The sequence below is a fragment of the Reticulibacter mediterranei genome (genome assembly GCF_016587455.1).
In genome coordinates, this window is sequence record NZ_BNJK01000002.1 from 638,241 (window position 1) to 656,082 (window position 17,842).

Here is a 17,842-nt window from a genome sequence, read left to right on the forward strand (position 1 = left end):
AACTTCTAGAAGATATATTTAAAAATATGAGCAGAGGAAGAGCATGCCACAACTCGACGAAGGAGTAGCGCATAGAGGCATTGACATTACCCTTTATGACCGTTATGCGCCTCTCATCTTCACCTATCTCTATCGTAAGGTCTCCAGCCCACAGGATGCTGAAGATCTGCTCTTAGAGGTTTTTCTGGCGGCATATCAATATAAGCCATTACATGAATTTGATGATGAACGAAAAATTGCCTGGTTAAAGCGTGTAGCACGTAATAAAGTTATTGATAAATATCGTCATAATGCGCGCCTGACGATGTTACCATTGGAAGAGGCGGTAGAGATGCTGGATGAGGCTCTGACGCCTGAACAACATGTCTTGCGCCAGGAGTCCTATCAACAGCTCTATGTGGCGTTGAAACGGCTCTCAGCCACGCAACGGCAGATCATCCATTTGCGCTTTAGCTATCGCCTGCGTCTCAACGAAATTGCCGAGATGCTTGGCAAGCCAGAAAGTACTGTGCGCAATATACTCAGCCGTACATTGCGCTATTTACGTACAATCTACGAACAGCAATAGCAAGAGGAAGCATTATGCAACCATTCGACGATACAATACCCGAAGAGATGGATGCGAACAACACAGCCATGATCGCCTTTCTCAGCCACGTCTACGTTCGAGACGAGTCTGAAAGCGATACCGAAAGTAAGCTGGCGGATACCGAGCAGATACAGGCAGTGGTTCGCGTGCGTGAGCGTTTGCTTCAGCTTACACAAGAGCAGCAGTCGTCTATATCTGGAATGTATGGACCGACCGGCGGGGGAACTGGGAGCAGCTTTTCCCAGCCTCAGCAAGCGAAGAGTTGGCAGAAGCGCATAAAGGTGCTTGCATTGGTGGCTATGTTGGTTCTCCTCATTGCTAGCTCCTTCTTCATTACCGGCCTGGTGCAACAGCGTCAGCTAGCCCGAGGCAGCGATTTCCCGGTTACAATTGGTAGCTATATTGTGCCACCGAACAAGCATGGCAGCTTGATCGTGAACGAACTGGTACAGGCCGATCAGGTTTCAAGATTTTTGCAGCAAAAGCAGCAATTTACGCAAATCAATCAGAGTCAGATGGCAGACGGCTATCAGATCACGGTCGATAAGGCGTATATGGATGCCAACATCCTGCTGCTAGGCGTCTATGCCGTAATGCCCTATGGGAGATCTGCGAATAAAGACGGGCGGATGGATAGCTTCTTTCTTCTGGCTGACGGGGATCACACGCGCTTGACTGCGAATAGTGTCAAGTTGCCGCTCATAGGGGGGGCTGCTGGGACAGATACAAGCAATATACGACATGAGCAGCGAGGAATGCTGCTGGCATTTGATGCTGCGGGCATTCAAGGGAGTCCGTCACAGGTGGGGCTGAACTTGCAAATGGATATCCATTGTCAGGGCTGGCCCCCCAAGTACACCTGTCCACACACCCTGAGTTTCTCTCTTAAAGTGCCATTTCATGCAAACAAACAGGTAGCCACGCCGCAGCAGGCCGTTACTCAGAATGGGATGACCTTTACATTGGAACGCGTGGTCATCACTCAGGCTGAGGCGCGCTTCTATGTGGGTGGCTGGTCCGATGCAATGTTTCAGACCCCTCCCTGGAGTGAGCGCTCGAAGCTGGAGAGCTTTGATGATACATGGTATAACATCAAACTTGCGACCGCGAGCAAATCATATAGTCTCTGTACGCTGTTAACCCCTTATAACTGTCCGCAAGGTGCGCAGACTGGCCCGACGCTTCCTCGTCATAACGGAGTGCAGTTTGGTGGAGACGGAATTGGAGAAGGCAGCCCTGTGTATCTGAACAACGATCACACGAAGCCAGGCTTTTCGCTGCTGGAGCCATTCAACGCTCATGGGAAAATGAGCGTCACGATCACAAAATTGATTGAACATTTTGTCAAGGATAAAAAGAATAGCGATAGTTACATGGGAACTACCAACGGACCAGTTGTTGATAAAAAAGCCTCGCCCTGGGCCTTTGAATTTATCCTCCCCTGATGCCCGTTGTTCACAAAAACGCTGTATGCTTCCTGCCCTTGTAGAGGAAGCATACAGCGTTTCTCGATAGACGCGGGCATGTTATTTGTTGGTGGGAATCTGGATGAAGGGGTTGCCATTGGTCGAGAGCGGCAACTTGCCGTCCCACTTCTGGATCGCCAGGAATTGCAGGTACTCGGGGCTGAGGCTGCCCGAATCCTTCAGCTTCTTTTGTGCTTCTGCCTGACCCTGTGCCTGGATCAACGCGGTCTGTGCCTCCACTTCGGCCTTCTCTTTATTCTGTTCGGCTATGGTTTTCTGCTCGATAGCATCGTTGAATTCTTGTGAGAACGAGAAATTCACGATGTTGAAATCATCGACAATAATATTATACTTACCGAGTCGTTCCTTCAATTCGGCAAATGCAATCTGCTTGACCTCTTCGCGCTTGCCGATCAGATCGGATGCCGTAAATTTAGAGGTTGTCGATTTAAAAGCCTCCTGCACGGCTGGGGCGATAATGCGGTCGGTATACTCTTCGCCGATATTCTGATACACATCTACCGCCTTTTCACCTCGCAAGTGGAAGTTCAAGGCAATGGTTGATTTTACTTGCTGTAAATCTTTCGATGCGGCTAATGCATCGACTTGCTCTTTTTGCGTTCTCGTCTCCATCGAATAGACGCCTTCAACAAACGGCAATTTCAGCACAATACCAGGATTCACTACACGGTCAACCGCTCCAAATTTCGTCACGACACCCACATGTCCAGCATCAACAATTGTCCAGATCCCGATACCGGGGAGAAGCAAAATGAAGAGAATAATACCACCAATAAGAAATAGTACGGTTGATAATCTTCGTGGTCGTGAGAACCTGTTCATACGTTTGCATCCTTTCACATCTGTTCATCATGATGTTATTCATTTTTATAGCCCTATAGTATATATGTAGAATGAGTGGCATTGAAACGAGCAAGAGCGGCTATTTTCTCTACGATGGTTAGCACTGGCTATTCTACTTTCGCTCCAGTTTCTTTTAAAACGCCATCGCGGGCTTCTATTAGGAAGGACGTAAGGTCTCGGCAAAAATAAAAAATGCCCCTTCATATGTCGTAATCGCGCAACTACGACATATGGAGGGGTGATAAGATTGTTGATGCTAGTTTGCGGGCACCACGTCCTGCACGCTCCGGGTCAGGGTTTCCAGCAACACGCTGATCTGCTGACGTGTGGCATCGCTATGCAGTTGCTCAGCACTGACGTAGACGTGTTCGTCCAGCACCGCGGCATTCAACTCGCCCAGCAAGAGGCGCAACTGGGCATGCTCGTGGCCCCTGCCAACACCCATCAGGGCTGTTGGTTTCTCTGCCACACCCTCGGGCGCAATCTGCGTGAAAACATGCTTCAACGTCCGCGAAAGCAGTCCTTTATATTCTGGCGTGGCAATCAGGAGAGCATCGGCCTGCTGCAACCGCTCATTGATGGCCTCGATGCTCATATCCTCGATAGAGAGCAGATCAAGCTGAATCTGTTCTGGCAATAAACCCTGTACAAGCCGTAAAGCGGCCTTATTTGACGATTCCGTACGTGTGCTTCCAGTAAAACCGACGATAGTGATGATAGATGACATGAAAACTCCCGTTTTAATCTTCCTGTTTGGATCTGTTCTTTTGAAACTTGTTGATTAGCAATGAGCCGATGATACAAATTACACTTCAGACACAGTCCAACATCCTCCCGGGTCCGCTTCTTTGCAGGGGGTAGGTCTATGTTATGATGCTGAGTCGATCATCACCGTGCTGCCGTGATACATATTAGTACAACACGGTTATTTCAAACAGTGGCAAGAGCTGCTCAACAGGTGGGACTGATAATATTTTGTAGAAGGCAGGCTCTCATCGCCTACTCATGAATACCGCATAGATTATAGCACATGAGAGCGGAGATTACTGCACTGGCACAGATGAGTAGGATGAATTACCCGGTCATGCCTTTGAACGGTTATATAATTGGAGCATCCAGCAAGTGAAGGGGGAATGGCTCTGGGCACAGAGGATGGTGGGTCTACCCGTAGCGACAAGGGGAAGGGCGCTTGGGGACGCGGGGGCCTTGCGCTTGTCGCTGGTGGGTCGCGGCAACCGGGAAACCAACAAACGGTGTGGCGAGAGCGACAAGCGCAAGGCCCCCACTAAGACCCCCAACACCCCTTGTCGCTACGGATGGGGGAACCTTCTCTCTCCCCGGTCCATTTGCCGGATGCACCAATTATGAGCTTTTATGAACAAATTAAGGAATTAAAGGAACCAGGGAAACAATAACTACATGGACCAGACAATACATGTCCGCCCGGCCACAGCGGACGATTTGCCCTTTATCCGCTCTCTTGCAGAACGCTTTGCTCGCGTTGGCACACCGGCCTGGCGAGATGCACAGCAGATGTGGGAATTTCATCAACAGAGTGCCGAAGAGGTCGGCGACGCCATCGATACGCGCGACCTGGTACTCATCGCCGAAGACGTGCAGGGAAACCATCTCGGTTTCATCCATGTTACTCATGCCACCGATTTCTTCACGCAAGAGCCACAGGGCTACGTCGCGGATCTGGCTGTCAGCGCACAGGCGGAGGGCAAGGGCGTTGGGCGCGCGCTGATGGAGCAGGCCGAGGTGTGGGCGCGTACACAGGGCTATCGGCTGCTCGTTCTCGATGTCTTCGCCTTCAACATGCGCGCCCGTACTTTTTATACGCATCTTGGCTATGCCGAAGAAACCGTCAAGATGGTGAAGGAACTCTAGAGCCGTTTGGCGAACCAGTGATGGGCGTGGATCTCGTCGTTGAAGGCTTCTACCTCCTCATACCCGAATTGTCGATACAGCGAGATGGCTTCGGTCAGCGAACGATTCGTCTCCAGGCGTATAGTCTTCATCCCCGCTGCTCTTGCCGTCTCTTCCAACATAAGCAGCAAGCGCCGTCCCAGTCCAAGCCCCCGCGCTCGTGGCGCGACCCATATACGTTTGAGTTCACTGATCCCATTCTGGAGTAACTTGACTCCACCACAGCCAATCGGTTCCTCGCGTAGATAGGCGATAAACAACCGACCGTTCGGGGGCGTGAGTTCGTCGGGAGAGACCGCGAGAACCTGGTCGGGATCGAAGCCCATCTCAAAGCGCTGGCTCAGTTCGGTGAAATATTGCTCAATGCACCATCTGGCGTCCTGACTGCCTGCATCGGCCTCTGTGATCTGCACCATTGAAGCAATCAGCAGGCGCTCAACCTGTGCCATTGCGTCCACCAGCTTCACGCGCTGGCCCTCGCTGAGCGGCTCTAGCAGGGATTGGGCGAAATCATCGGACAGGCGTTCAAGTTCGGCTTGTTCTTGCTTTCCGGCTGCGGTAAGCTGCACCTGACGCACTCTACCGTCTCGCTCGTCCGCACTCACCACCACGAGACCTTGCTTCTCCAACGAACGCAACAGACGACTGACATAGGCAGAATCGAGGCCGAGCCGCCGCCTCAGTTCGCGCACACTCGCCCCCTCTTTTCTGATCTCCCACAGAAACCGCGCTTCACCAAGAGGATGCTCTCGACCCAGGAAATGATCGTTCAGAACACCGACGCGTTCCGTCATAGTTCGATTGAAGCTTCTCACCTGCTCAATCATTGATGTTTCCATGAAAAACTCCATCTTGCTGTCAACAACTGTTTATTCTCTGATTATAGTCAGAGATTTGCTTATTTGCAAGAGATTGCGGCATCAGGGCAGGAATCATATTGTCCTGCTGCATTTTTTGCGGATTGGCTCTTGTGGATAACTTCTCTTCCCCTCTATACTTTTGACAGGCTGTAGATGCCTGCTCTATTAAGAAATAGTGGAGGACAGATTATGTCATTGGCTGCAAACAAGCAATTGATTCAGCAGTATTACGGGGATATGTGGAACACCTGGGATTTTGCCGTAGCAGATGAGATTATTCACGAAACCATTGATTTTCGCGGCTCGATTGGCCTGACCGTCAAGGGGAGAGATGGTTTTAAGGGATATATGAGAACAATACAAACGGCCTTCCCCGACTTTCACAATACTATTGAGGAGATGATCGCGGAAGAGAAGAAGGTTGTGGCAGTGCTGACGTACAGCGGCACCCATCACGGCACCTTATTTGGCGTGCCTCCAACGGGAAAGCGCATTCAATATGCTGGCACCGCTGTTTTTCAGATTGAGGGAGATCAGGTCACGCGTGGCTGGGTGCTGGGCGATACGTTGGGGCTACTGCAACAGCTGGGAGCAATTGCCCCTTTGCCGTAAGCAGCGAGCCACAACGAAAGTGCGTCATGCCTGGCCGCGAACGCTTTCCAGCCAATGCTGAATGATCGCGCTATGTTCTGCATAATGTTCATAGGTATTGCCGACGATCAAAGGCCAGACCTGCCTGTCGCTGGTACTCCAGGGGAAGGTGCCGTTCAAGCTCTCCTCGCTCATCGATTGGATGGTTGCCAGTACCGATTGATACGAGGAGCGGAAATCAGCCAGTACATCAGCAAGGGGGCGATCTTTGTTTTGCTGATAGACCTGCTCGTTCTGCTCATCTTCAGTACCAGGCAACGACAGGAACTCTGGTTCCGACATGCTACCATCGATTACACCTCTGAGCCGGCTAAGCAGGTAGTTTTGCCAGACCGTGAGATGAGCGATATTGTCTTTGATAGACCACGTGCTGTTGACATTTGGTGTAGTCATCTGTTCCTTGCTCAAGGGAGCCAGCAGGTCTTCAAATTGTACATACCCTTGTTGCACTTTGTCTAGCAATTCCGCTTTGCTCGCTGTGATTGCCATGTTGCATCTCCTTCTCTCGTCTCTTCATTACTGTATCCACCAACATAGCGCCAGTGTATCATCCAAAGCGGTTAAAACGAGACCTGTTTTTGTGGATATTTAGTAGCTCAGGCTTTTCTGCTCCAGACCAACCAGATCGGCAGTAATTGACCAGAGTTGCTCGCCAATGGACTCATCATATGAGGTAGGCGATGAGCGTATCACTTTTTTGCGAAAATTGATGTACTTACCGTTGAGATTATCTACATCCGGTGAAGATGCCATATAGATCGAGCTGCGGGCCGCTCGCTCTATAGGCATCCATTTGAAGAAGGGCAGGATCAATCGTATTGCCAACGGTTGCGGTATAGATCGCGCCCCTTGATACGTTCCCAGTGGATCAACTGCATTGACCGTGACGCTGGTTCCTTGCAGGCGACGAGCCAGAGTATAGGTAAAGTGTAAATTCGCCAGCTTTGCCTGTCGATAAGCATATATCTGGTCGTAGCCTTTCTCTGCCTGCAAGTTCGCAAAATTGATATGCCCGGAGCGATGCATGATCGAATTGACGTTGAGTATTCGTGCTGGCGCGCTGCTCTTTAAGAGTGGCAGCAGCAGATGGGTGAGCAAGAAAATTGATGCATGATTTGTCGCAAAGGTTGCTTCCAACCCATCGGCAGTAATCTTATACTCTCTATTGGTGCCACCGGCATTATTGATAAGAACATGCAGTTGTGAGAAATGGTTGGTGATATAGTCTGCCAGGTGGCGCGCCCCGGCCAACGACGCAAGATCGGCCTGCACAAACGAAACCTTTGGATTGCCCGTCGCTTGCTTGATACTGGCAATGGCATTAGCGCCGCTCTCCTCATGGCGGCCAGTAATAATCACAGTGGCTCCGAGCGCGGCCAATGCTGTTGCCGTTGCGTGTCCGATTCCCCTGGTTCCTCCAGTCACTAGTACGGTCTTCTCCTGTATATTCCATCTCGAACTCATTTTTTTCTCCTTTAAAATGTCGTCTACACATCGGGTCGACATACCTTATGAGTTTTCACAAACGAACCTGATGATCACCCCTTTCGTAGTGGAGCGATTTATCACGCTGTGGCCCTTCCACGCAGGTAGGAAGCGGAACGAGCGCGATAATGATTTTTAACAACCGAGATCGGCAACGAGGGAGAATTCGTGTATGGTAGGGGCGATGGCTGGTCCTCGCCCGTGTTGCCCATCATACGCGTGTTGTGAAGCTGGGCGAGGACCAGCCATCGCCCCTACCATACACGGTGATTCCCGATTTTGGTTGTTAAAAATCATTATTACTTCCCTGAGTGGGTGTACAGGTGGTATACTAATCGACAGAGCAATCGATACTGAACTCTCTGTTCATTTTGCTCGTTGACTTGATAGTAACACAGATGAAAAAGTAAAAGCAAGTAAAAATAGTGATATACAAATTGTCGAACAGATTTCAAAAAATGTTCATTTTTGTAGAGATAAAGATAGAAAGTATACTTTTGAACAGATAGAGTAAGGTTGTTCATTTGTATAGAGAGGAGTAGCATGAACGTACAGCAAACGGTAGATCGACGGGTGCAGCGGACGCGCCGACTGCTTCATGAGGCGCTATTTCACCTGATTATCGTGGGTGACTACGAACATATTACCATTCAAGACATTACAGAACAGGCCAATCTCGGGCGAACTACTTTTTATTTACACTATAAAGATAAAGAGGAACTATTGCGAGAGAGCATCAGGGCGCTGCTGCATGATATGCAACTGGAAGTAGAGCCTGACGAGACGGAGCAATGTACCTTTCAGGTGTTGAGCAGCCGCATTTTTCAGCATGTCAAGCAGCGGCAACACCTATATAGAGCGATGTTGAAGGAGAGCGGGCCGACAAATAACCTGGGCGAGGTGATGAGAAACTATTTCATCGAACTATGCCAGCGCTTTTTACAGCAACAGCAAGGGCCGCTCAATTTAAGCTGTATTCCCGCGATAGAACATGAGATCTTCGTTGCCCACGCTGCGGGATCGTTGTTCGGCCTGATCTCCTGGTGGCTCAATCACGAGGTCTCGCCATCGTCCGAAGAAATGGGCACCATTTTTTTTCAGTTGATGACTGGAAAAGGTCGTTGAGGGAACAAAAGCAACACCAGGATGCGCGTCATGATTTTGCACCAGCGGGCGATCGCAAGGGTCGCGCCCAGCCATAGACGGGTCGTGCGGTCCACGTTCGCGTATGGTTGGGTGTGACCCTTGCGATCGCTGGTGTTGCTTATTCGACCGTAATTGTTTTTAACTCCTCATCTATTCGCGCCAGATCGATATGCCGTCCGGCCATGAAGGGCGAATTGACGATATCGCGCAGAGAGGAACTGCTCATCTGCTCCAGCATTGGCCCATCGATGCGCGAAAGTTCGGGGAAGACCTGGGAAAGCGCATCCACGACCTTGCTGTTCTTCAGCAGTTCGGCCAGCGGCGTGTTTGTCGTGTAGTGCAGGATGTAGTCGCGCGTGGGCGGGTAGTCGAAGCTCCACTGACCAGCTGCGATCTCGACCGTCACATGCCCGCCTTGCTGAGTCGCTTGCAAACCAGAGGCCGTTAGTGCCTGTCCGTTGACGTTGACTGAGGCGAGGTCTGCATCGGGCAAGGTCAATGTTGCGGTTGCGTTGAAGGGAATGCGGAACTGGAAGCTCAGCCGGCCATCATCCCCAATCGACCAGCTGCTTTCGTAGTGACCAGCCGCGCTATCGAAGTCGGCCTTTGCCCACTTGATCCTACCGTCCGGCTGCGGTGCCAGGCGTACATGGCGGAAGCCGGGCCGCTCCTCGACTGGATTGAGGCCGAGCATATCGCGGTACATCCATTCAACGATGGAACCGTAGGCATAGTGATTGAGCGAGTTCATACCTGTGTCGCTGATGCTACCGTCTGGTAAGATCGAATTCCAGCGCTCCCAGATCGTCGTTGCCCCCATCTTCACAGCGTAGAGCCAGCCCGGATAATCGTCGTTGAGCAACAGACGGTAAGCCAGATCGTTCGAGTCGTTGTTGGACAGCACGCGACACAGATAGGGGGTGCCAACGAAACCTGTTTTGAGATGGTTATTACTCGCGCGCAACCGCTCCCGCAATGCCTCGACCACGCGTTCGCGCTGTTGCTCCGGTGCCAGATCGAGGAACAACGTTAGTACCAGGGCCGTTTGTGTATTGATAGCAACCCGACCTCTGGGCGTGATAAACTCCTGCTGGATGGCCGTGCGCACTTCGCTGGCGAGTTGCTCATACTCGCGGGTCTCCTCTTCTTTGCCCAGCACGCGCGCCGCCTTAGCTACCAACGAAGCGGAATAATAATAATAAGCGGAGGCGATAAACTCGATGGCGGTGCCTCCAAAGCGGCTCAAGGGATTGTCGCCATCCAGCGCCAGCCAGTCGCCAAAGTGGAAACCGACTGTCCAGAGCCGTTGACCACCAGAGGAATCGTCGGCGGCTTTGATAAAGTTCACCCACGCCTTCATGCTCTCGAACTGCTGGGCTAAAATTGCTTTGTCGCCGTAGTGGAGGTAGACGTTCCAGGGAATGATCGCGGCTGCATCGCCCCAGGCTGCGGAACCGCCACCCCTCATGCCTACGCTCGGCACCACCATTGGCACCATTCCGTTGCGCGTTTGCTGCTCGCGATACATGTCGTAGAGGTATTTGCTAAAGAAGGCTGCTGCGTCCATATTGAAGCAAGCGGCCCCCGAAAAGACCTGTGCGTCTCCCGTCCAGCCCATGCGCTCGTCTCGCTGTGGACAATCTGTTGGCACATCGACGAAATTACCCTTTTGTCCCCAGAGTGCGTTGAGAATCAGGCGATTGACCAGGGGATGCGAGGTCTCGATCTGCCCGGTCTGCACCATATCAGAATAAATTACACAGCCTGTGAAGTCGTTTGTGTCGATTTCGCCAGGCCACCCGCTGATCTTGACATAGCGGAAGCCATAAAAAGTGAAATACGGCTGGACAAATGCTGACTCGCCGTTGGAGATATAGCGATACTCCTCTTTGGCCGAGCGCAGATTATCTCTGTAAAAATTCCCCTGCTGCAAGACCTCGCCGTATTGTAATAGAATCTCAGTGCCGCGCGGAGCATGGACCTTGAAGCTAAGCCAGCCAACCATATTCTGTCCCATGTCCAGCACCGTCTCGCCAGCTGGCGTGTGAATCAGTTCAACCGGTTTGAGTGTCTCCTTGATTACAACCGGCAGGCTGCGTCTGGCCTGCAACCGCTCGAAACCAATCTCTATAGGCTGCACAGCCATCCACTCGCTATCGTCGAAACCTACAGAGGACCAGCCAGCTTGCTCACAATTGGCATCGTACACTTCGCCATCATAAATACTGGACGAGAGGATCGGACCTGTAGCAGTTTTCCAGCTGGTATCGGAGCCAACGACGATACTCTGCCCATCAGCACACTCGATTACCAACTCACACAGCAGGGCAAATTGCTGGCCGTAGAGACCATGCTGCACGCCCTCGAAGCCGAAGCGCCCCTTGTACCAGCCGTTGCCCAGCATTGCGCCCAGCACGTTATTTCCCTGCTGCAATAGATCAGTCACATCAAAGGTCTGGTACTGAAGCCATTGATCATAGGCGTTGCAGTAGGGAGTTAAATATTCGTTTCCCACGCGGCGACCGTTGATTGCCAGTTCGTAGAGGCCGAGGCCAGAAATAGAGATCCGCGCCGAAACGACCGGGGCGGGCAGATTGAACGCCTTGCGCAAGAGAGGATGAATCTGCTGATCGATGGGGGTGATCCATTCTGCCTGCCAGGGCTGGTCGAGCTTTGCTGTCTCAAACCAGGCTGGCTCGCTGGTTGCGACCTCGCCATTGTCGGCCCAGACGGTCACGCGCCAGTAATAGCGAGTGCGTGGAGCCAGGGCAATGGGTAGTTCGTAGGCCAGGCTATCAATATCCTCTCGCTTACCACTGTCGAAAAGGATGCGTTCAAATCCCTCATCGGCGGCAACTTGCACCTGTGCAGCCGCCTGCGAACGAGCCTCGGTCCCCTCTGTCACCCATGAGGCGCGGGGAACATCGAGCTGAAAGCCCAACGGGTTGACGATACGATTGGTTTTCATGTGGATAATATGCATTGTCTCTCCTCTGAGATCTATCCAGTTTCCATCACACAGCATAGCAGCCCTTCCAGCCTCCTCCTTCTCTTGTATATTTTTTCCACTCTGATTGTCAAGAGGAGAAAACAGCAATATCCTCTATTTAAAGAGAAATAGAGAAAAACAGCATGCAGACAATGATCTGCCTATTCCAATCACTCATCTCTCTCGTCGTCCTTCCTTTTTAAACCGCTACTCATCACTGAGGTAAGCGATGACTTCCTCGACCATGATCGGAACCAGCCTGGAACCGACCTCGCTCTCCCAGATGATATATTGAAGGAATTCGTAGCTGTCTTCACATTGCCTCTGCTTCCAGAGGCGGTCCAACCTCTATGATCCCATAGCGCTCATTCACGCGCTGAAGCGCTGATTGATCGACAGGCTCAGTCCGGAAGAGTGCGCCAACTTCCTCAAAGTACTGACGCATCCCTCCTGCTGGTAACGCGAAGATAAGGAGTTGGCCATCTTGCGTGCCAATATTGCGGAAGCCGTGGGCGGTTCCACGAGGCACAAAGACCCACCCTCCCTCAGAGACTTTCGTGATGCGCTCGGCGACTCTGATCAGGAAGGTTCCTTTCACAATCCAGAAACACTCATCAAATCGAGCATGCATATGTTGTGGTGGTCCCATATCTGGTGGGACCACTTCAAACCAGGTCTCCACGACTCCGTTACTCGTTTCTCCTGTCGTCTTCCACTCCTGATACCACTGTGGCAAGAGGAATGTCTTCTCGCCCTGATCTATATCTTGAATGATTGGAACAGACATACTTTTTCTTCTCCTTTGCGAGATCGGTTTCATTCTTGCAACACACTTCTACGCGATCAGCACCACAGCTATTATAGCTTGACGTGGACGAGATATCCAAGACATAATGAGACATAGATTCATAGACACAAAGCTATCATTCCGCAACGAAAGATCCCAGATGGACCTGCTTCAATTACGCTATTTTCAAGTGGTGGCACGCCTTGAGCACATGACGAAGGCCGCCGAGGAACTGTTCATTGCACAGCCTTCCCTCTCCAAGACGATTCGTCGCCTGGAAAGAGAGATGGGCGTTCCCCTTTTTGAGCGACAAGGACGGGTGATTAGGCTCAATACGTTCGGCAAAACGTTCCTTGCACACGTTGAAACGATGTTTCGGGAATTGGAGGAAGGGCAGCGCAAAGTCCGAGATATGGCTGGACTGGAACATGGGGAGGTTTCTCTGAGCGCGACGACGGTGTTCTGGCTCCCAGACCTGTTACATCGTTTCCAGACGCGCTATCCTTCTGTGCGCTTTCACTTATCTCAATGCGAACTGGCCGAAATGGCGCATCGGCTTGAAACAGGAGTCTGTGATTTTTGCTTCGTGCCTGCTCCGCTGCCCTCGCGGGGCCTCCAATGGAAGCTGTTGCGAACCGAAGAAATTCTGCTAGTGGTTCCGCCAACACATCGGCTGGCTGGACAGGAAGGTGTCCCTCTGAGTGAAGTGGCTCGTGAAACCATCGTGATCGAAAGAGTCGGCACAGGCCTGCGCGACCAGATGGAGAGCTGTTGTCGGCAGGCAGGCTTCACTCTGCGTCCTTCCTATGAGATAGATGAACCGGCAGCGCTCTTTGCCTTCGTCCAGGCCCAGTTGGGAGTAGGGTTTACCACGGCCTTGATGAAGAAACGGGTTCACGAGTATGGCTTAACGACACTTCACCTCACTCCAGCATGTCAGCGGGCCTATGGTGCCGCCTGGCACCAGGAGCATTATCTCTCTCAGGCTGCACGCGCCTTTCACCACTTTCTCATGGAGGAGGAGGCCCAGAGAGAATAAATTGTAATAAATGAACCCGGTGATCTCGCTAGACTACGACGGATAGGATTGTCCCTTGACACGGTGGTATTTACCATGATATTATTCATAGTGAAAATACCACCGTAAATACCATCATGCCATAAAAAGGGGGACAGTTGTATGCCATCCAGTAAGGATCGTCAACGTATCGAAGTTCCAATCCATTTCTATGATCAACTGGCGCGGATCGCTGAAACGGAGGATCGCACCATCACTAGCGTCCTCAATCAACTGCTATTTCAGGCGTTACAGAGCTATCAGCCGACATGGATACCCGCTAAACACCTCAACCGCTTCAATGAGCATGCTCAACATGTCCTCTCCCTCGCCCGCGAAGAGGCACTGTCCTTCAATCACCAGTATATTGGGACCGAGCATCTGTTGTTAGGTTTGTTGCGCGAACAGGAAGGTCTTGCGGCTCTGGCTCTGGAAAAATTGGGTGTCGAACTTGACCCCGTTCGTGCTGCTGTTGAAAAGAAAATTGGGCATGGAGGTCAGTCTGTCCAGGAGGAAATAGACTACGTGCCCCGTGTGCGCAAGGTACTCTCACTGGCGCTGGACGAAGCGGAGCGGCGGGGAAGTGCCTATGTTCGCACTGAGCATATCCTGCTGGGCATTGTGCGTGATGGCGGAGGTGTCGCAGCAGATATTCTCGATACCTTTGGGGTTTTAGGGAAGGTTCGCGCCCAGATTTTAGAGCTTCTCGGTTAACCCTTCACCGGTTGGAATAATTAAGGAGGAACGCATGACAGAATCCAGTAATGTCTGGACAGGGAAAGCCAGCAGCTACGATCAGGTGCGTCCGACACCACCATCGGCTTTGCTTGATCTACTGACGCAGTTGATTCATACACCGCATCCAGCTCTGGTGGTGGATTTAGGGAGCGGGACCGGATTGTCAACCGCGATCTGGGGAGAGCGGGTCGAGCAGGTGATTGGGATCGAACCCAATGCAGACATGCGCAAAGAAGCGGTCCACAAACTTGAGGGTCATCCCTACGCGGCGCATATCGAGTATCGAGAGGGAGCTGCTCATCAGACGGGCCTATCTGATGGGTCCGCAGATATCGTCACCGCCGCTCAATCGTTCCACTGGATGGAACCGACCGCGACCCTGGCCGAGATTGCTCGAATTCTCCGGCCCGGAGGACTCTTTGCGGCTTATGATTATGATTGGCCCCCTGCAATCCATTGGGAGCTTGATCTGCTCGTTCAGGAGATGGGTAGACGCCTGGTGGAACTTGTCCGGGAGCGTGGGATGCCGCAGAACCTCAAGCTGTGGCCTAAAGACAAGCATCTCGACTATATGCGCGAGAGCGGTCATTTCCGCTTCACCAATGAGGTGTTTCTGCATCATATCGAGCAAGGAGACGCCGCACGTTTTTTTGAGATGGCGCGGAGCACTGCATTCAGTGGCCAGTTCACAGATCAGGAGCTTGGCCTTGATCGCCTCAATAGTGTTGTACTCCAATCGCTTGGATCTGAACCCGTTCCCTGGTATGTGAGTTACCGAGTTCGTATCGCCGTCAAATGATGCAGAGATGTAAAAGCCTGTCATACATATGAAGTATGACAGGCTTTTTGCTCTTAGTTTCTTAAATATGTCTTATTGCGCTATCTGCCGACGCTATGTTGACGACAAAGACACCGAAGCGAAATGAATTTGCCGCCATGTACCCTTGACAAGTATACCCGCTGATATGTATATTTATTTGTACATACCAGTAGGTACAATTTTTGAGGAGACAGAAAGGAGCTACACGAGATGGCAAATACACGAGAGCAGTTGGTGGCGGCAACCAAAGAGCTGTTGTGGGAGCGCGGCTATGAAGCGACCAGTCCGCGTGCAATTCTGGAAAAAAGCGGTGCGGGACAGGGCAGCTTTTATCATCATTTTAGCAGCAAAGCGGCGCTGGCGGCGGCGGCTCTGCAAGAGGCGGCTGATGATATGCGTTGCAACCTTGAGCCGATCCTGCATAGCAACGCACCTGCACTTCAGCGTATTCGCGATTATCTCACGATGCCACGCGAAGAGTTGCGTGGCTGTCGCATCGGTCGAATGACACATGAGCCGATTATCAGGCAAGATGAGACTCTACGCGACCCCATCGTGGCATATTTCAGCTATGCCGAACAGGAACTTGCAACTGTGCTTGCAGAGGCTCAGCGTGAGGGAGCGCTGAGCGAAAATATCAACGTTGACGACCTCGCTGCGACGCTGCTAGCAACCGTGCAGGGCGGCTATGTGCTTGCACGTGGCTTTCAAGATCCAGAGCGCATGCATCAGGCGATTCGTGGTGCTCTGACCTTGATTGACAGTATCGAACAGAAGAAAGAGGTATAAAGCGTGTTTTCTCCTTCCCTGCGCCTCTCTGAGGGGCGTATTCGCTCTATTGGCCTGATCGCTCTCAGTTGTGGTTTTTTCATGGTATTGTTAGACTCAACTGTTCTCAATGTTGCGCTCCCCTCCATCGAACATACTTTTGGTGGCTCGCTGGAGAGCCTGCAATGGACCGTCAACAGCTATACCCTGCTCTTTGCCAGCCTGCTCCTGACCGGGGGAGCGCTGGCAGACAGCTATGGATCGCGGCGCATCTTCTGTCTGGGCCTACTGATCTTCAGTGTCGCCTCTTTGTTATGTAGCTTTGCCACCAGCATTTCTCTGCTAATCGGCGCGCGCGTCCTCCAGGGCATCGGTGCGGCCATCCTGGTTCCAGCGTCGCTCTCATTGATTACGCATCTCTTTAGCGATGCAAAGGAACGAGCGAAAGCAGTCTCGATCTGGGCCGGGATTGCTTCTCTGGCCGTTGCAAGTGGCCCCTTGATCGGTGGCATCCTGGTTGATACGTTTGGTTGGCGCAGTGTTTTCCTTGTCAATGTCCCGTTCGGAGGTGCAGCCGTCCTGTTGACGTATCTTAGCATTCCCCCAACGCCCGTGCAAAAACGCGGCCTCGATCTGCCTGGACAGATTCTCGCCATTATAAGCTGCTGCGCCCTCACCTATGGCCTGATCGAATGGGGTCACGTCGCACCAGCGCTCATTGCAGCCTCGTTTGGCGTCGCTCTGATCGCCGGGGGCGCGTTTATCATGGTCGAGGCTAGGAGTTCGCAGCCCATGATGCCGCTGAGCCTGCTGCGCTCCTGGGACACCTCGGCAACGCTACTGATCGGGCTGCTCTATCAGTTCAGCTTTTACGGTCTGCTCTTCGTCTTTGCGCTCTTCTTTCAAAACACCTATCATTTCAATGCCATCACAACTGGGCTGGCCTTCCTGCCACAAACTGCGGTTGGCTCGTTCCTGCTGCTGTTCGTCACGGGGCGTCTCATGCGTCGGATGCGTTCATCGACCATGATCGTTTTGAGCATGATTCTCGCCTCTGCCGGTATGCTTGTCATCCTGCTAGGCGTCCATACAACATTTCCCGTCGTGATGAGTGGTGAAGCCCTGATCGGCGTGTGCGTTGGCTTTATTGTGTCGCCGATGACCGCTCTGGTGCTGGTTAACACGCCCAAAGAACAGTCGGGAATTGCTTCGGCACTGCTGAACGCCGCTCGCCAGATCGGTGGCGTTCTCGGCGTTGCCCTGCTTGGGGCCGCGCTTGGCAATAGCGCCACAGTCGCCGGAATGCAGTCTGCACTTCTCATTATGGGGGGGGCCTGCATGATCGGCCTGCTGTTGAGCATCAGTCTGGCGAGGCGAGAAAATGCCAGGGTCGCAACCGTCCCGGCGCGGATGGAGAGAGAATTGCAGCCGATCAATATAGATTGAACTCAACAAAAGTGGTCATCCTTCATCGTTGGTGCATCCAGAAAATCCTCTGAGGTGTGACCGAATATGGCAGGGGCGATGGCGAGGACAAGCCATCGCCCCTGCCATTTCGGCAGGGAAAAGCCATCAGCCTGGATCTGCCAACCTTTAATCAAGTGAATGCGCAGAGGTTGTATATGCTGACCGAAGCAATGGTCAGGGAACAGGGCGAGGATAGCCAGCTCTCGCCCCACCGTGTATAGTTTTG

18 protein-coding genes are annotated in these 17,842 nt (G+C 52.1%); 11 read left to right on the forward strand and 7 right to left on the reverse strand.

Going from position 1 to position 17,842, the window contains the following annotated elements; genetic code table 11:
- The first annotated feature begins 43 nt into the window (after positions 1-43).
- Positions 44-568, forward strand: coding sequence for an RNA polymerase sigma factor (locus K3T83_RS41070; protein WP_220208941.1), 525 nt, complete (start codon positions 44-46; stop codon positions 566-568).
- 14 nt (positions 569-582) lie between these two features.
- Positions 583-2,034 carry a DUF4179 domain-containing protein gene (locus tag K3T83_RS41075; protein ID WP_220208942.1) on the forward strand — a complete coding sequence of 484 codons (1,452 nt, stop codon included), beginning with the start codon at positions 583-585 and terminating at the stop codon, positions 2,032-2,034.
- Between the two features lie 81 nt (positions 2,035-2,115).
- Here the strand turns inward: K3T83_RS41075 and K3T83_RS41080 are convergent, their stop codons facing one another.
- Together K3T83_RS41080 and K3T83_RS41085 are read right to left on the reverse strand one after the other, a co-directional pair.
- Positions 2,116-2,898 carry a prohibitin family protein gene (locus K3T83_RS41080; RefSeq protein ID WP_220208943.1) on the reverse strand — a complete coding sequence of 261 codons (783 nt, stop codon included), beginning with the start codon at positions 2,896-2,898 and terminating at the stop codon, positions 2,116-2,118.
- A 277-nt stretch (positions 2,899-3,175) separates the two neighbouring features.
- Positions 3,176-3,646 (reverse strand): NADPH-dependent FMN reductase, encoded by a 471-nt coding sequence (locus tag K3T83_RS41085; RefSeq protein WP_220208944.1) that lies wholly within the window; start codon positions 3,644-3,646, stop codon positions 3,176-3,178.
- A gap of 692 nt (positions 3,647-4,338) precedes the next feature.
- Between K3T83_RS41085 and K3T83_RS41090 the strand changes: the two genes are divergently transcribed.
- Positions 4,339-4,809: a GNAT family N-acetyltransferase gene (locus tag K3T83_RS41090; protein ID WP_220208945.1), complete on the forward strand. Its 471-nt coding sequence runs from the start codon at positions 4,339-4,341 to the stop codon at positions 4,807-4,809.
- On the opposite strand, the gene K3T83_RS41095 is transcribed toward K3T83_RS41090, so the two are convergent.
- A complete protein-coding gene (locus K3T83_RS41095) occupies positions 4,806-5,687 on the reverse strand; it encodes a helix-turn-helix domain-containing GNAT family N-acetyltransferase (protein WP_220208946.1) in 882 nt (293 codons plus the stop codon). The two genes, K3T83_RS41090 and K3T83_RS41095, sit on opposite strands and share 4 nt — an antisense overlap.
- Before the next feature lie 210 nt (positions 5,688-5,897).
- On the opposite strand from K3T83_RS41095, the gene K3T83_RS41100 reads away from it, so the two are divergent.
- A complete protein-coding gene (locus tag K3T83_RS41100; RefSeq protein ID WP_220208947.1) occupies positions 5,898-6,320 on the forward strand; it encodes an ester cyclase in 423 nt (140 codons plus the stop codon).
- 24 nt (positions 6,321-6,344) lie between these two features.
- Here the strand turns inward: K3T83_RS41100 and K3T83_RS41105 are convergent, their stop codons facing one another.
- Complete coding sequence (locus K3T83_RS41105) at positions 6,345-6,848, reverse strand: DinB family protein (RefSeq protein WP_220208948.1); 504 nt, start codon at positions 6,846-6,848, stop codon at positions 6,345-6,347.
- A 99-nt stretch (positions 6,849-6,947) separates the two neighbouring features.
- A complete protein-coding gene (locus K3T83_RS41110) occupies positions 6,948-7,823 on the reverse strand; it encodes an SDR family NAD(P)-dependent oxidoreductase (protein WP_220208949.1) in 876 nt (291 codons plus the stop codon).
- Positions 7,824-8,387: 564 nt separating this feature from the next.
- Between K3T83_RS41110 and K3T83_RS41115 the strand changes: the two genes are divergently transcribed.
- Positions 8,388-8,969 (forward strand): TetR/AcrR family transcriptional regulator, encoded by a 582-nt coding sequence (locus K3T83_RS41115; protein WP_220208950.1) that lies wholly within the window; start codon positions 8,388-8,390, stop codon positions 8,967-8,969.
- A gap of 139 nt (positions 8,970-9,108) precedes the next feature.
- Here K3T83_RS41115 and K3T83_RS41120 read toward each other — a convergent pair whose 3' ends face one another.
- Positions 9,109-11,973, reverse strand: coding sequence for a glycoside hydrolase family 78 protein (locus K3T83_RS41120; RefSeq protein ID WP_220208951.1), 2,865 nt, complete (start codon positions 11,971-11,973; stop codon positions 9,109-9,111).
- A gap of 319 nt (positions 11,974-12,292) precedes the next feature.
- On the reverse strand, positions 12,293-12,766 hold the full coding sequence (locus K3T83_RS41125; RefSeq protein ID WP_220208952.1) for a cupin domain-containing protein: 474 nt from the start codon (positions 12,764-12,766) through the stop codon (positions 12,293-12,295).
- A 160-nt stretch (positions 12,767-12,926) separates the two neighbouring features.
- Between K3T83_RS41125 and K3T83_RS41130 the strand changes: the two genes are divergently transcribed.
- The 6 genes from K3T83_RS41130 to K3T83_RS41155 all read left to right on the forward strand — a co-directional run bounded on the left by K3T83_RS41130 (position 12,927) and on the right by K3T83_RS41155 (position 17,837).
- Positions 12,927-13,805 (forward strand): LysR family transcriptional regulator, encoded by an 879-nt coding sequence (locus K3T83_RS41130; RefSeq protein WP_220208953.1) that lies wholly within the window; start codon positions 12,927-12,929, stop codon positions 13,803-13,805.
- Between the two features lie 141 nt (positions 13,806-13,946).
- Positions 13,947-14,537 carry a Clp protease N-terminal domain-containing protein gene (locus K3T83_RS41135; RefSeq protein ID WP_220208954.1) on the forward strand — a complete coding sequence of 197 codons (591 nt, stop codon included), beginning with the start codon at positions 13,947-13,949 and terminating at the stop codon, positions 14,535-14,537.
- Positions 14,538-14,571: 34 nt separating this feature from the next.
- Positions 14,572-15,360, forward strand: coding sequence for a class I SAM-dependent methyltransferase (locus tag K3T83_RS41140; RefSeq protein ID WP_220208955.1), 789 nt, complete (start codon positions 14,572-14,574; stop codon positions 15,358-15,360).
- 231 nt (positions 15,361-15,591) lie between these two features.
- Positions 15,592-16,170 carry a TetR/AcrR family transcriptional regulator gene (locus K3T83_RS41145; RefSeq protein ID WP_220208956.1) on the forward strand — a complete coding sequence of 193 codons (579 nt, stop codon included), beginning with the start codon at positions 15,592-15,594 and terminating at the stop codon, positions 16,168-16,170.
- 3 nt (positions 16,171-16,173) lie between these two features.
- Complete coding sequence (locus K3T83_RS41150; RefSeq protein WP_220208957.1) at positions 16,174-17,595, forward strand: MFS transporter; 1,422 nt, start codon at positions 16,174-16,176, stop codon at positions 17,593-17,595.
- Positions 17,596-17,651: 56 nt separating this feature from the next.
- Positions 17,652-17,837, forward strand: a complete 186-nt coding sequence (locus K3T83_RS41155) for a hypothetical protein (protein ID WP_220208958.1) — start codon at positions 17,652-17,654, stop codon at positions 17,835-17,837.
- Positions 17,838-17,842: the final 5 nt, after the last annotated feature.